The organism is Epilithonimonas lactis (genome assembly GCF_900110605.1).
In the GTDB taxonomy this organism is placed as follows: domain Bacteria; phylum Bacteroidota; class Bacteroidia; order Flavobacteriales; family Weeksellaceae; genus Epilithonimonas; species Epilithonimonas lactis.
This window is the reverse complement of sequence record NZ_FOFI01000003.1, coordinates 340,366-354,815: the sequence shown is the minus strand read 5'-3', so window position 1 is coordinate 354,815 and position 14,450 is coordinate 340,366. Positions and strand designations below refer to the sequence as shown.

The following is a 14,450-nucleotide window of genomic DNA, read 5'->3' as shown; positions in this document are numbered from 1 at the left end:
TCTCAAATCCTATGAAAACGAATTCCATAATCAATACCGACGAACTTTGTCAAATTTCTAATCATCCAAATCTAAAAATATTTGATGTTCGAACTGGCCCGAGTGCTAAAGAAGAATACCTAAAAAAACATTTGTTGAATGCTGTATTTGTAGATTTGAATACGGATCTGGCAGAAATTGATAATCCAAAAAATGGTGGTCGACATCCACTGCCGGCGTTTTCAAATTTCATCAAGACCTTAGGGAAATTGGGAATCGATAAGGATTCTGAAGTTGTCATCTATGATGATAAGAATGGCGCAAATGCTGGCGCAAGATTTTGGTGGATGCTGAAAGCGGTTGGTCATCAGAATGTACGCGTTCTGAATGGCGGTTTGCAATTTGCAGAAAGTCAAAATTATTCTGTAAGTTCTGGCGATGACAGTTATCCTGAAACCGAATATATTTCTGAATTTAAAGACTGGCAATTGCCACAAGTTTGGATTGATGATGTGAAGGTAGCAACAGAAAATCCCGAATTTCTAATTGTGGATGTCCGTGAATCTCAGCGTTACCAAGGAATCACCGAACCAATCGACTTGATTGCCGGACATATTCCCAACGCAGAAAATTTCCCTTTCTCCGATAACCTTGATGAAAATGGCCTATTCAAATCGCCTGAGGTCTTACACGAAAAATATGCAGAGTTCTTTAAAAATAGAAATTCTGACAAAATCATTTTCCATTGCGGAAGCGGCGTGACGGCTTGTCATTCACTTTTGGCTTTGGATCACGCTGGTTTCGAAATTCCGAATCTGTATGTTGGAAGCTGGAGCGAGTGGAGCAGGAATTGAGTGGGAGAGTTTGAGAGTTGGGGAGTTTGAGATTTGAGATTTAGAATAACGTAATGTACAATTTCATCTATAAACCTATGTAACACTCATCCGCTCCAACTATATTACTTTAAAACTCTCAAACTCTCAAACTCTCAAACTCTCCAACTCCCCGACACTCCAACTTAAAAACTCGCTCTGATCTGCATACTTCCAATGTGGATCGTTCTTTCGCCGGAGTTTCTGCCTTCGTAATTCACATTCAGTTGGATGAAGGAATTGATGGCTTGCTGGATGAATAGTGACCAAACCTGGTTTTTTCCCACTTTCAAACCTTCCAACATTTGATTTCCGACGATGCTGTAATTATTTCCGGTGAAATCATTATTAATGAAAGAGAAATTAGCGCGAACCGACGTTTTCACCTTTTCCCACTGTAGTGTTCCGGAGATCTCATACGTTTTCAATAGCTCTACACCATCGGTTCTTTTCTTTTGACGGAGCGCACCGAAGAGTTCTGTTTGTAGACTTTCGGACAGTTTGTAAGTCGCTTTTGGTTTGGTTTCCCAGTTTTGAAGAAGATAATTTCGCGAATCGTAAACCTGTGAACTATTCGTCACATTTTGAATAGAATTTTCCCAATCCGTACGGAAAGATTTGGTGAAGGAGTAGCCTACATTCAGGAAGTGTGATTTCTGGCCGTGCGCTTCATTACTGAAATTGGCGTTGACCAAATTATCATTGTCTGTATATCGATAACTCCCGTTCCAACCCGATTTGTCATTAGAATTAAATATGGCCGATGCTAAGATATTTTGCGTTCTCAGCAACTGGTCACTTTCTTTTTTGAATGGATTCCAAACCAAAACCTGATCATTTTTGAGATATGAATTCTGTGAAAGCAATGAAAGGTTGAAGTTCCAACGTTTTAAGAATTCATTCTTTGAACTGATGATAGCGGAAGGATTGACGAATAACGCCAACTGAAGCTTGTTTTTGTTCGATGCCAAGTAATTCACGCTGTTGGTATAAACCCGGATGTATTGGGCCAGATCGGCGTACTCTGCCGCCTCGAACTCATCTAATTGCTGCACGCCATCATTGTTGTAATCTGTCCATTTGTAGACACCTTGTCCGTCTGTCACTTTGATGTACTGGAATTCACGCTGCGCTTCCTGTCCATTGCCAAGTTCGTAGAAGAATTGCAGGCGCATCCCATTGTTGAAGAGCTGCTGATTATAAAGAATATTTCCAACCACAAAATCCTGATTCTGGTCAGTGGCAAAACTTTGATTTTCGTAGAAGAATTTCCTGTAGTGGACCAAGGTTGAGAGCTGTGTCTTCTCATTCTTAATAATTTGACTTTCCGCCATGATCCCCACAATGTTGTTCATCTTTTGCAAACGGTTGTCCTGAACAGAATCGTTGCTTCGGAAATAAAGTTTGGTCAATAATTTCGTTCTGGCCGAGTCAGCGATCTTTTTTTGGATGAAAAGTTCTTTCCAGCTGAAACTTGTCAAATCTAAAGTTTGGGTCGTGTTGTATTTTTTCTCGTTGTGTTCCATAGCCGCGCCCAACATCCAGCTGCCTTTTTTGCCAGCCAACTCTGTAGAAACTGCACCGCGGACAAAGTTGGTATTGAGGTCTGTCGATTTGGTGTCAAGATAAGAAATGGCTGCAAGATTGTTGAATTTTCCAATTTTCCAAACAGCGTCCAAATCGTTTTTGATGCCTTTGTAAGAGTCTTTTTCCTCAAGGTAATTGATCTTGTAATTGATCTTTGAGGTTTTATTGAAGTCATTAAGGAAAGAAAAAATGAAACGGTTCTGCGTAATCTGATTGAACTCATTGGTCAAATTGAAGTCACGCCAAAAATCCACATTGTTGATCCTGTCCAGAATGTGGAAATTCTTTTGGATCACTTGGTATTCAACCATCGGCGTTCCGGTCCAAGTATTTTTTCTAAATGTTTTGTTGGCGTAGATCCTTGCGGCGTAACCTATATTCTGATCATTGTCTCTCGATGAAAATGCATTGAGGTCATAATTGCTTAAGGAAACATCTGTCCCGACGACACCTTCGTTCAAAGCATATTCCACGTTGGCGGAATAAACCTGGGATTTTTCCGGAGCAGGTAATTTCCTAACCGCGAGATAATCTCCCAGACCAGTTCCCATGTATTGGAAAACCCGACCGTTGTTGGTGGTTTGCTGTAATTGATAATCACCTTTGCCGTTTCCAAAGTAGGTGAATGAAACCTGGTAGAGCACTTCCGTCTGATTCGTAGAAAACTCATAGTGGAAAGAATCGCCAGCGAAAACCTTTTTGTAAAGGATCTTGTTGACATCATATTCTGTCTCTATTCCAGACGGTGAATACATCAAAGTGGGGTCGTTTCCTGCATTCACGAGCTGAAGCTGATCTTCTTCGCTTAGATTAAGGGCAAGTGGTGCGTTCTTATTATCATTTTCCATGAACCAGCTGAAGCCTGCTTTCAGTTTTTCTCGCTGATGTTTGATGTTCCCTGTGATGAGGAATCTGGTGTAATTTCTATTCGTATAATTATAAGAAACATTGATAAAGTTCTGTTTATAGATCGGTCGGAAACTCGTGAAGGTAATCTCGCCCGTGTTATAATTAATGACATAATCCTGATTTTCGCCACGTTTCATGAGGACACCATCAATGAAAACCTGTTCCGAACCGGAGATGATCGTGATGAACAATTCTCCATTTTTCCCCGTCAGTCTGTAAGGTCCTTGATTTCCCTCGATTCCCTGGAAGCGCATTCGGAAAAACTCACTTCGCGCAACGCCGCCAGAAACATCAACCGAGGTTTTATTACCATTCTTTTCCCACGCGGTGAGGAATTGCAATCCCATACTTCTTCTTTGGTAACGTCCGAAATAGGTGGTTTCGTCATTCAGATCCAGATGTCCGGCTCGTATGATGCTGTGGTTTTTGATATTGAGCTGGAGATAGATTTTATCGAATTCCTGCAAAGTCTGTGTGTAACCATCTGCTTGAACCGGAAGATTATGGTCAGAAATTGAAGCTAGGATGGAAACATCAGGACTCAGCTTTCCGGAGATCTGCATATCCATAGAACTTTGGACTGAGGAGCCTTGGTTATTCCCGAAGGTGATCCCTCTAATAATTGAGCCTTTGGAATTGAGTTCTCCGAGGATTCTTTTCTTGTCATTTTTTACGAGTACTTCTTCATCATAAATGATCTTATTCTGTTTTTTAACGAAGTCGAGCGTGTCTTTGGTGAAAAAATCCTGGTTAATTCGGGAGATGAAGATGCTGTCTTTTTTAAGGGAATCTTGTGGGATATTGGGGTTCTTCCAACTGAAAATCTGTGCGTTAAAGGGATTTAACGCAAAAAAAATCAATGTTAACAGAAAAATTTTGTTTATCTTAGGCACCCTTTTGTAATGATGTGTAAATGTACTAATAATAGGCTATGGAACGAATTAACAATTATTTAAAACGGGAAAGGTGATGTTAAAATTGTAGTTAAAGATAATATTTTATATTTGCGACAGACAAAACGAAACAGTAATAACAATAACAATTTTAAACTTTATATTATGAAAAAATTCTATTCTTTGTTAGCGGCAGTAGCTGTTACAGCAACCGTAAGTGCGCAGACAACGACAAATTTTGTGTTCGCTAACCAAGGTTTTACAAATGGTCAGGCACTTTCTTCGGGAGCAATCGATACAAACCTAGATTATTCTGCAGCTCAGAATGATGCAAGCAATCCTCCTGCGTATTTTACTAGTGGAACAAATGCGAGATTTTATTACTCTGCAAATGGAAACGGAGGAAGTTTCACGATTACACCAAAAAATGGTGCAATTATCTCAAGTGTTACAATCAATGCGGTAACAGGAAATACACCAACAGTAAAATATAGTGTTAACGGAGCTGCTAGTCAAACTGCAACTTTAACTGGAACTACATATACAGTTTCAGGTTTATCAGCTGATGCTTCTTTTACTTTCCAAAATGCGAATACATCGTCTGCACAGTTGAGAACTACGTCAATTTCTGTAACTTATACTGTACCGACAATGGCAGTTGGTGATGCTACAAAAGGAAAAGCTAACTTGGTGAAGAACACAATCGTTTCTAACGAATTAATCTTCGGAGCTTCTGCGAAAGTATCAGTTTACAACACTGCTGGTCAAATCGTGAAAACTGCTGAGGTTTCTGACAACTCTAGATTGGATGTTTCTGCTTTACCAAAAGGAACTTACGTAGTGACTGGTGCAGTAAACGGAAAAGCTGTATCTCAGAAAATCATCAAAAAATAATAATAAAAAATGTTAAAAAATTGCTCTCTGCAAATGAGAGCGATTTTTTACTTATTTTTGTAACCTAATTTTAAAATTTCAATAAAATGAAAAAAATCTTTACAATTTTAGCTGTTTCAGCTTTGGCTTTTACTGCACAAGCTCAAACTACTTTTAGTTATGTTTATAACAACCAAGGATTTACAAATGCACAAGATATTACAACTGGAAATATCGTTGCTGGCAAATTGACTTACGACGTACAAAAGAATGGAGCAAGCAATGGTCCTAAATTTTACACTGCTGGAGGTGGTGCTTTAAGAATGTATTCAAACAATGCAGATGGTAACGGAAACTCTCTTTCTATCATCGCTGTTGCTGGTACAAAGATCAACTCTGTGAAAATCAAAACTCCAGGTACTCTTGGATCTGATAACTACGGACCATCAAGTGCTATCGTAACTGTTGACGGAGCAGTTGTTCCTACAGTTTATGATCCTGCTGATGCTACAAATGCTACTTACTTGGTAGTTGCTGCAACGCCTGCATCTAACATTACTATCAAAAATGGTAACCAAGGTGCTGCTTCTGCTCAGATCAGAGTTCTTTCTTTTGATGTAACTTACACAGATGCTCTTGCAGTTGCTGATTTTACAAAAGCTAACTCTACTTTGGTAAAAAATACTTCAGTAGGTGAATCTATCGCTTTCGCTAAGACTGCAGATATCCAGATCATCAACGCTGCTGGACAAGTTGTAAAAGCTGCTAAAGTAACAGAAGGTTCTACATTGAATGTTTCTGCACTTGCAAAAGGTGTTTACATCGTAACTGGAACAGTAAACGGTACTAAAGTATCTCAAAAAGTGATCAAAAACTAATATTAGTTTTCTGAAAAATAGAAGGCTTCCTGATCTCAGGAAGCCTTTTTTATTATAATTAATAATGAAATTCTTAAAATACACCTCTTCTCAAATTGTTGATAAGAGCACCCAAATTCAAAACCAAAGTGTATCGGATCCTGTAACCATAATTTTTAAAACCTGGTTCGAAACCTAAGCTAGATGCGACGGGAAAATAAACCTCCAAGAAATCAGGAACTACTTTTACCTTGATGCCAGAGTCCCAGATGAACTTTGCAGCGTGATTTTTATTCTTATAAACGCCAGCATCTGCATAGAGATTGAACCACTTCCATAAGTGAGAATCCACATTGACACTTGTGATGAATTCATTCACGGAAGTGTTGAAAAGTGATTTGAAGCCGCCTTCTGCCAGGATAAACTGCTGGGAAAGAATCCCGGATGTGGCGCTTTGTCCCAGCAATCCGTACGAAAAAGAATAGTTGGAAACCCGTGAAATTCCGTAGTTGAAAAGATTATTCTTGGTCTCATTCTTCACAAAATAACCGGCAAACCATCTGAAACTGATCTTCTTATTCTTTGCAAATTCCCAACGGTAAAAGGCCTCTGCTGATATCTTTTGGAAATCCTCCATCCATTGGATATTGGTCCCGATATATTTCTCATGGATCATTTGATTGTCGGAGTATGCATAGCCCAAATTCCAAAGGTTGTACTTCGCATATTCGTTATTCAAAATCCTAAGAGGAGAGAGTTCACGCTCATAATAGTTGTATGAGAAAAACAAACTTCTGCCAATTGCACTTCTAGGATTTTTGTTGAAGTTGAGTGATGTAGATGCTCCAAATCGCGTGTAGGCCAAATTATTATCATAATGAAAATAGGATCCAGACACGCCAAAATTCCAGCTTCTAAAGAAACTATCTGGTGGCAAAATAGAGTAGCCCAAACCAGCTGAACCAGTCAATTTTCCTGTACCTGAACTGTAATACGGCGTCACAGAATAATCAAATTTCTGATCAAAAATTCCCTGGTTTTTAAAATTCATTCCAAATAGAACTTTGTCGTACGCATTGAAGGTCAGCCTCGGCGTGATGAAAATCTCATTATATTCCGGATTCTGAATATCCTTGATCAACTTGAATCTGATTTTCTTCATATTCGAGAAAATTCCTTTTGTATAAAGATAATTATCCCGGAAATTGGTTTCAGGGAAAACATAATCGTCATTCAAAACTATCTTTTCAACTTGGTTTGTGGGAAGAGAGGCGCTGTCTTTTGTCAGTTCGTTCCCATCCTTCCAATAAGTCGTTTTCTCGGAATCTTTGGCCTCGGTCTCCAGTTTCAGTGGAATGATCTCACTCTTACTTTTCTTTATTTTAACTAAATATTCATTATTTTTTTCTTCGAAATTTTTGAGATTGAAATTGATCCTGTGCTTTTCGTCCATCATTCTTTTTAGGAAAGCAGATTTTCCATTAGATTGATTTTCAAGTTCTTTCAAGAAATCGTCACCAGTAATTTTACTTTTATAATTCTGAGAAAAATATTGTTTCAAGAACTCATCAAAAGTTTCATTTCCTTGATATTCCGAAATATAATTAAGCAAACTTCCCGTCTCAAACTGGCTGATGGCCGTCGTATTGAAGTTGCTCAATTTGTCAAATGGCGTGGTGATCTTCTGATCGAGATTCTGGGTGTAAATGTAATGATACGCCAAGCCATAACGCTCGTTCAATTTCAACTTCGAAGCGTGGAATATTTTCAATGGTTTGATTCCGAAGATGTTGGCGTTGTCTGCCAGATTTCCAATCAGTTTGTGGTTTGGATAATTTTGTTTAAGATATTGGATCTCGAGATACGACTTCAAACCGTTTTTCAGCCAGTGGTCTTTTGTTTTATTACTGATGAAGTATTCATCCATGACCTTCTTTGAAATGGTGCTGAAGTAATCCAGGTCCGTCTTCTCATAATCCGTAAACATCTGGAATTTGAATTTCCAAAACTTGATGTCATCAATCCCGATAAATTCTTCCTTCTTCATAAATTTATCAGTAATGAAAAGCTTTTCGGGAAGATTTCCGGTTTTTGTTTTGATGAATTTCAAATGATTGGTCAGGACAGAACTTAAGATTTGGCGTTGATATTCATTGGTTTGATATCCCAAATCCACTTTTACATTTTGCCCATCAACATTTAGAGAAAACTCAGGATAGATTTCTTTCGAGATTTGAAACTCAGGATCATTGATGGATTTCCCTTCAAACTCAAGTTCACTGTTTTGAAGCAAGTTAGAATAGATTTTCCAATATTTTGGAATTTCAAAATTCACTTTCCAAAATGAGCCAGCGTTGGCGGTTTCTTCGGTGTCGCGATAGAAAGAATTGCTCTGATTTTCATCCTCAAAAGTCTCTGGAACAAGGAAAAAATATTTCAGAAGAAGATGATTCGTATTGATTCCATAGCCTGTGAAACGTGCGTCAGGAAGTTTGATTTTATATTTTAAATTAATGGTAACGCTCTCGCCAGGCTTCAAAGCTTCGGAAAGTGGAATGAAGATGTTTTCCTGTTGCGTGTTGAGTATTTCGGAAGTTGTATTTTTTAAAGAATATTGCAGACTTTCCAATTTTCCCAGTTGTTCGTCTTTTGCGAAGTAAAGGTCATTTTTTCTATCCTCAATTTTCCTTTTGAGAAGTGGAGTTTTCCGTTTCTGGTAAGCCGAAACCCAATTCAGAAGTTTGATCTGATCAATGGATTTTTGATGCGGATTATGATACACCAAAGTTTGCTCCACAGAGATCGATTTTTGGTCGTCATTTAGTTTCACATTCAACCGAATGCTGTCTTGCTGAGCAACCGCCCAGAAATTAAAGGAAAACGAAACCAAGACACAAAAAAGACGCTTCATCAGGAACAATCAGTACTTATCAAAACTAATGATTTTTTTTGATGAATGATGATAGATGGTTGTTAAAGTTTTTCATCTGTCAGTTTGAGGCTCTCGAAGACCTTCACAGACTGACAGAAATTAAAAACCCTTTCAGAGTTTTGAACTCTGAAAGGGTTATAATAAGAAGATTTATATTTTTTTACAGCGTTTCCAAATACGCCTTCCAGCCTTCGTTTTTATAACGCAAAGCTTCCTGTTCTGGTTCTTCGGATTTGTAAATGCCACGTCCAACGATGATGAAATCGGTTCCGTAATTTTTGATCACGTGTTCCGGCGAATTGTACTGTTGACCTTTATCGTCGCCAGTTTCTCCAAGATTAACGCCAGGCGTAAACAATAAAAGTTGGTCAGAGATTTCATTCTGAGCCACGCAACCGATAATGCTTGGATGAGTTTCAATTACTTTCAAAGCTTCTTCACGATAATGAGAATCGGTCAAAGTTCCTTTGGAAGACATTCCTAAGATTGCTACGACGCCTACATTCATAAAACAATCCAAACTTTTGCTTCCGCCGATAACGTGAGAAGTTACCAGATCTGCCCAGTTGGAAATCTTATAAGTTCCGTAAGAAAATTGCAATTCCTGCGTGTTTCCGATGTCTGCAAACTTGCGGTCTTCCATCAATAGAAAGTTATGTTTCGTTGCCAGATCTTTTAGTGGAAGAATGGTTTCGTCGGCATCAAAATCATTCAGAATATCGATGTGCGTTTTCAAAGCCACAATGTGAGGACCAACAAAATCTGCAAAGTCCAATAATTCTTTTGTAGTAATGAAATCTGCAGACGCAATGAGGTTTGACCTTTTTTCAATCGCAATTTCAAGGATTTTCTTGGCGAAAGAATGTTCGGCAACTTCCAATTTTTGCTCGTAGGACAAACGTTTTTTCTCTTCAAAAATAACTTGATTTCCACTCACAAAATCCTGAATTCTAGCCACTTCATCTTCATCAATATAATTCACTTCTCTCAAGATTTCAACGACTTCAGAAATATTAAAGAGTGAATGCACTTTGTAACCTTTGGCTTCCAATTTTTCTTTTCCGCCTTGTTGTCTGTCCAAAACCACAACGATGTCGGAAACTTTGATACCTTCATTTTCTACCTCGTCAATGGTTTCTACAAGTGATTTTCCGGAAGTAATAACATCCTCTACTAATAAGCAGTTTTGTCCTTTCTCATAAATTCCTTCTATGAGTTTTTTGGTGCCGTAAGCTTTAGCTTCTTTTCTTTTGATGATCAATGGGATAAAACTTTCCAAAGACATTGCTGTCGCCATTGGAAGTGCAGCGTAAGGAACACCACAGATGATATCAAAATTATCCAAAGGAAGCATTTCCAAAAGATAATTGGCCAATTTTTTCAAGATCTTTGGGTCAGACGCGAGCGGACGAAGATCCACGTAAAACGGACTTTCAATCCCGCTTTTCAGGGTAAAACGCCCAAATTTGATGATCCCAAGTGTGTAACACTCGAGGAAGAATTCTTTTTTACTTTCCATTTACTTTTCTTAGATTTCTACAAATTTAAGGCTATTTTTTAAACCACAAAAGGCTCAAAAGCTATAGTTATTTCTAAGTTTATCAAAAGTGCAAAAAAGCAAAAGGTTTTGCAAGTCAGCTTTTTTGCTCTTTTAAAAGTCTTTCATTTTGAATTTCTATTGTGACTTTTGTGGTTTAAATTTGCTTCCACTTCGGATTTGATGCAAAAATCTTTTCATTGATTGTACAATTCTCAGAATGCGCACCTTTCAGAAAGCCAATACTCATCAGGAATTCTCCAACAATTTCACCACCAGTAAACTTGAAAGTTTTTTTGAACAATTTCACCCATTCTTCCTTGGTTTTCGGGTGGTGATGTTCCAGCCATTTTTCGAAAGAGCCAAATTCCTTTTTCAGGTCCAAAATGGTTTTAGCATTTTCAATCGCAGCGTTTACTTTTAATTTATTTCGGATGATTCCAGGGTCGGACAACAATCTTTCGCGGTCTTTTTCCGTATAAGCCGCAATTTTTTCGATACTGAAATTGCTGTAAGCTTTTCGGAAAGAATCTTCCTTTTTTAAAATCGTTTCCCAGCTCAGTCCCGCTTGGTTGATTTCCATGATCAATCTTCCGAAAAGCTCATCATCATTATGAATCGGAAAACCGTAGTGGTTGTCGTGGTAATTTTTGTGCAATGCTTTTCTTTCTTCAGGTTGCATTGTTTCTATGGTGGCGCAGTATGACATTTGTTATAGAGGTTAGAAGTTAGGTTTTAGAATTTAGAATAAAAACATCTTTAAAATAAGTTTTCAGTTTTAGTAAGGAACTTGTCCATTGCTACTTTGATATCGATATCCATTCTATCGGAAAGATTGATGATCCACCAAATTGATTCAGCAAGTTTATGTTCCAATTCTTCATCAGAATTAGCTTTGGACCAAGTTTTCTCGTGAGACATTGTATTTCTTCCAACCAATCCTGCATCGGACAAAAATCCCAAAGCATCCTGTTCTATTGTCCAGACTTTACCGTTTTGTTTGAGTTCCAGCTCGTGGTATGATTTACGGATTTTGATTGACCGTTCTATGATTTCATTAAAATTATCATTTGCCATTTTTGTAATTATTTAAAACAAAAATACAAACAAAATTGATGGATTTAAGTTCCATTTTCCTAAAATCCTTATCTTCGTCCAAAGCTTTTTTAAAATGTACAAATCACTAATTTCTTCCTTTTTCCTTTTCGCTTTCGTCTTGTTCAATGCTCAAATCGAGGAGAAAAAACTCGACGAACTGATTCAAAACTCTCTTAAAACATTTGACGTTCCAGGAATGTCGGTCGGGATTGTGAAAGATGGAAAAGTGATTTATGCCAAAGGTTTCGGTGTTCGTTCGCTTAAAAATAATCAGCCAATGGACGAGAATACTTTGGTCGGAATTGCGTCTAACAGCAAAGGTTTCACTTGCACCGCTTTGGCGATTCTGGCAGATGAAGGCAAGATCAACTGGGACGATAAAGTCAGCAAATATATTCCGGAGTTTCAAATGGCGGATCCTTACGTTTCTCAAAATGTGACCATCAAAGATTTGATAACGCACAGAGCCGGACTTGGTTTAGGACAAGGCGATTTGATGTTTTTTCCAGAAGGCGGCAGTTTGACCGTGAATGACATCGTACATAATGTTCGATATTTGAAACCTGAAAATCCTTTTAGAACGACTTTGGATTACAACAATATAATGTTCATCGTTGCTGGTGAAGTAATTCACAGGGTTTCTGGTTTGCAATGGGCAGATTTCATCGAGCAAAAAATTCTGAAACCTGTCGGGATGACGGCAAGTTTCGGCTCTTACAACCGAGCAAAAAATTCCCAAAACATCATCGATGCACACGCGCCAGTGGATGGAAAAGCGATTGCGGTTCCACACGATTGGAACGAAACTGCGAACGCGGCAGGTGGCATTATGAGCAACATCAAAGATATGACGACCTGGGCAGATTTCCTTCTGAATGGTTTTGTGACGAAAGATGGAAAACGCTTGGTTTCTGAGAAAAATGCACACGAACTTTGGAGCCTTCAGATTGCTGACAAAGTTGGAGCGACTTCGCCTTACGATACGAAGTTTTACGGCTATGGATTGGGTTGGTTTTTGAGTGATGTGAAAGGCCATTTGCAAGTTCAGCACAGCGGTGGTTTGATTGGAACGGTAACACATTTTACCTTGATTCCAGATATGAAACTGGGAATTGTGGTTTTGACCAATCAACAATCTGGTGCCGCTTTTTCCACGATTACAAACTCGGTGAAAGATGCATATTTGAAAGTTGAAAACCGTGATTGGCTGAAGCTTTATGGCGAGAGAAGCAAGAAAAATGATGAGCGTTTTGCAAAGCAGAAGAAAGAGATTTACGATAAAGCTTCAAAATTCAAATCTGAGTTGAAGGATGACCAATTCATCGGTTGGTACAAAGACGAATGGTTTGGGATTGTTGAGGTTTCCAAAGTTGGAAAAGGCTACAGAATTATTTCTAAATCTTCTCCAAGGCTGAAAGGCGATTTGATTCCATATTCTGCCAATTCTTTTGTGGCAAAATGGGATGACAGAAGTTACGATGCCGATTCTTTTTTCATTTTAAATTTTGATGAAAATGGAAAAGCGGTTTCTGCGAAGATGAAACCAATCTCTGATGTGACGGATTTTAGTTTTGATTTCGAGGATTTGGATTTGAAGAAGATTAATTAATATGCTAAAATTTAATTTCAGATTTTTATTTTTAATAGGATTCCCACTTAATATTTTTGGACAGACTGAAAATATTAATAGTGGAAAATATCATCCTGCGAAAGAAATATTTGAAAGTAATTATCAAAAACAAGAGTTTGCAAGATTTCCAAAAAATCAAATTAGAATAGAAAATGATACAGTCTTTTTGGGAGAGATTAAATCAATAAAGTTTGATGAACATAGTAATGAAACTACAAAATTATTTTGTGTCATGGTTTACTTGACCCATATTTAATTAACGGAAGTTTTAATTTGACCATTTCAATCATAGATGAACTAGTATTGTTAAATCCGAATCCACGTACAAAAAGATATAAATTTTGGATTTATAATTCGTCGAAAAATAATTCATTGATGGTTGGTCTTGCTAATCCGAGTGAATATTATTTTGAACTGCAAAATGAAAATTCAGATGAAAATACTACCAATGAGGATTTTATAAATGGAGCAAAGCTTACTTTTTTAAAATTTGGAACAATAATTATTTAAAGATGCCCTCTAAAATTAATGGAAAATTTACAAAACCACAAAAAAGAAATCTCCGAAAAAGGATTCACACTCATAAATGACGTTTTTTCTAAGCAAGAAATCAATCAAATCATTAATGTCATTGATTCCATCGATACTTCAAAAGAAACTTTCAGAAAATCGGAAGACCTTTTTGCGATTAGACAATTCTTGAAGGAAGTTCCAGAAAGTCATCGATTTATCTTTAATGATAACATTAAGCAAATCATTAATGAAGTTTTTGGAAATGATTATTTCGTGGTCAAAAGTATCTATTTTGATAAACCTGAAAAATCCAATTGGTACGTTTCCTATCATCAGGATTTGACGATTTCGGTCGATAAGAAATTGGATTTAAATGGTTTTGGACCGTGGACGACGAAGCAAAATCAATTTGCCGTTCAACCGCCGATTGATTATTTGAAAAATATTTTCACGATTAGAATCCATTTGGATGACACTGATGAGAATAACGGCGCGTTGAAAGTCGTTCCAAATTCCCACAGCAAAGAAATCTACCGACCGGAAACCATCGATTGGAACGTAGAAACCGAGGAAATCTGTTCCGTAAACAAAGGCGGAATTATGATTATGAAACCATTGATTCTTCACGGTTCAAACAGAACCACCAACAATCAAAAACGCAGAGTCATCCACATTGAGTTTTCTAATATGGAATTGCCTGAGGAAATCAATTGGTCGGAAAGATTGAATTGAAATTAATAATATAAGAAAGTCGGTTTACAAAAACTGGC

General features: G+C 37.6%; 12 protein-coding genes. 7 read left to right on the top strand and 5 right to left on the bottom strand.

Features of this window, described 5'->3' with window-relative positions:
- Positions 1 to 11 precede the first annotated feature (11 nt).
- A complete protein-coding gene (locus BMW39_RS11215) occupies positions 12 to 833 on the top strand; it encodes a sulfurtransferase (protein WP_034976145.1) in 822 nt (273 codons plus the stop codon).
- 164 nt (positions 834 to 997) lie between these two features.
- On the opposite strand, the gene BMW39_RS11210 is transcribed toward BMW39_RS11215, so the two are convergent.
- Complete coding sequence (locus tag BMW39_RS11210; protein WP_245750479.1) at positions 998 to 4,207, bottom strand: hypothetical protein; 3,210 nt, start codon at positions 4,205 to 4,207, stop codon at positions 998 to 1,000.
- A 198-nt stretch (positions 4,208 to 4,405) separates the two neighbouring features.
- Here BMW39_RS11210 and BMW39_RS11205 point away from each other — a divergent pair, with 198 nt between their 5' ends.
- Together BMW39_RS11205 and BMW39_RS11200 are read left to right on the top strand one after the other, a co-directional pair.
- Positions 4,406 to 5,134: a T9SS type A sorting domain-containing protein gene (locus tag BMW39_RS11205; protein WP_051879914.1), complete on the top strand. Its 729-nt coding sequence runs from the start codon at positions 4,406 to 4,408 to the stop codon at positions 5,132 to 5,134.
- Positions 5,135 to 5,220: 86 nt separating this feature from the next.
- Positions 5,221 to 5,991, top strand: a complete 771-nt coding sequence (locus BMW39_RS11200; protein WP_051879913.1) for a T9SS type A sorting domain-containing protein — start codon at positions 5,221 to 5,223, stop codon at positions 5,989 to 5,991.
- A gap of 73 nt (positions 5,992 to 6,064) precedes the next feature.
- On the opposite strand, the gene BMW39_RS11195 is transcribed toward BMW39_RS11200, so the two are convergent.
- The 4 genes from BMW39_RS11195 to BMW39_RS11180 all read right to left on the bottom strand — a co-directional run bounded on the left by BMW39_RS11195 (position 6,065) and on the right by BMW39_RS11180 (position 11,516).
- Entirely contained in the window at positions 6,065 to 8,881 is a 2,817-nt protein-coding gene (locus tag BMW39_RS11195) for a M1 family aminopeptidase (protein ID WP_034975416.1), read from the bottom strand.
- A 181-nt stretch (positions 8,882 to 9,062) separates the two neighbouring features.
- Complete coding sequence (gene pyrF, locus BMW39_RS11190) at positions 9,063 to 10,421, bottom strand: orotidine-5'-phosphate decarboxylase (RefSeq protein ID WP_034975414.1); 1,359 nt, start codon at positions 10,419 to 10,421, stop codon at positions 9,063 to 9,065.
- Between the two features lie 175 nt (positions 10,422 to 10,596).
- Complete coding sequence (locus BMW39_RS11185; RefSeq protein WP_034975411.1) at positions 10,597 to 11,148, bottom strand: DNA-3-methyladenine glycosylase I; 552 nt, start codon at positions 11,146 to 11,148, stop codon at positions 10,597 to 10,599.
- A gap of 50 nt (positions 11,149 to 11,198) precedes the next feature.
- Positions 11,199 to 11,516, bottom strand: a complete 318-nt coding sequence (locus BMW39_RS11180) for a MazG-like protein (RefSeq protein WP_034975408.1) — start codon at positions 11,514 to 11,516, stop codon at positions 11,199 to 11,201.
- Positions 11,517 to 11,610: 94 nt separating this feature from the next.
- Between BMW39_RS11180 and BMW39_RS11175 the strand changes: the two genes are divergently transcribed.
- From BMW39_RS11175 to BMW39_RS11160, 4 genes are all read left to right on the top strand, one after another.
- Entirely contained in the window at positions 11,611 to 13,146 is a 1,536-nt protein-coding gene (locus BMW39_RS11175; RefSeq protein ID WP_034975405.1) for a serine hydrolase, read from the top strand.
- Between the two features lies 1 nt (position 13,147).
- Complete coding sequence (locus BMW39_RS11170) at positions 13,148 to 13,423, top strand: hypothetical protein (RefSeq protein ID WP_034975403.1); 276 nt, start codon at positions 13,148 to 13,150, stop codon at positions 13,421 to 13,423.
- Between the two features lie 119 nt (positions 13,424 to 13,542).
- The gene (locus BMW39_RS19615) at positions 13,543 to 13,677 is read left to right on the top strand and encodes a hypothetical protein (RefSeq protein ID WP_260261302.1); all 135 of its coding nucleotides are present in this window, start codon (positions 13,543 to 13,545) and stop codon (positions 13,675 to 13,677) included.
- Between the two features lie 18 nt (positions 13,678 to 13,695).
- Positions 13,696 to 14,412 carry a phytanoyl-CoA dioxygenase family protein gene (locus BMW39_RS11160; protein ID WP_034975398.1) on the top strand — a complete coding sequence of 239 codons (717 nt, stop codon included), beginning with the start codon at positions 13,696 to 13,698 and terminating at the stop codon, positions 14,410 to 14,412.
- The last annotated feature ends 38 nt before the right edge of the window (positions 14,413 to 14,450 follow it).

Excerpts from the sequence above, each read along its gene's own strand:
- BMW39_RS11180 (WP_034975408.1), bottom strand. The coding sequence starts at position 11,516 with ATGGCAAATGATAATTTTAATGAAATCATAGAACGGTCAATCAAAATC.
- BMW39_RS11195 (WP_034975416.1), bottom strand. The coding sequence starts at position 8,881 with ATGAAGCGTCTTTTTTGTGTCTTGGTTTCGTTTTCCTTTAATTTCTGG.
- BMW39_RS11170 (WP_034975403.1), top strand. The coding sequence starts at position 13,148 with ATGCTAAAATTTAATTTCAGATTTTTATTTTTAATAGGATTCCCACTT.
- BMW39_RS11200 (WP_051879913.1), top strand. The coding sequence starts at position 5,221 with ATGAAAAAAATCTTTACAATTTTAGCTGTTTCAGCTTTGGCTTTTACT.
- pyrF (WP_034975414.1), bottom strand. The coding sequence starts at position 10,421 with ATGGAAAGTAAAAAAGAATTCTTCCTCGAGTGTTACACACTTGGGATC.
- BMW39_RS11160 (WP_034975398.1), top strand. The coding sequence starts at position 13,696 with ATGGAAAATTTACAAAACCACAAAAAAGAAATCTCCGAAAAAGGATTC.
- BMW39_RS11175 (WP_034975405.1), top strand. The coding sequence starts at position 11,611 with ATGTACAAATCACTAATTTCTTCCTTTTTCCTTTTCGCTTTCGTCTTG.
- BMW39_RS11185 (WP_034975411.1), bottom strand. The coding sequence starts at position 11,148 with ATGTCATACTGCGCCACCATAGAAACAATGCAACCTGAAGAAAGAAAA.
- BMW39_RS11205 (WP_051879914.1), top strand. The coding sequence starts at position 4,406 with ATGAAAAAATTCTATTCTTTGTTAGCGGCAGTAGCTGTTACAGCAACC.
- BMW39_RS11215 (WP_034976145.1), top strand. The coding sequence starts at position 12 with ATGAAAACGAATTCCATAATCAATACCGACGAACTTTGTCAAATTTCT.
- BMW39_RS19615 (WP_260261302.1), top strand. The coding sequence starts at position 13,543 with ATGGTTGGTCTTGCTAATCCGAGTGAATATTATTTTGAACTGCAAAAT.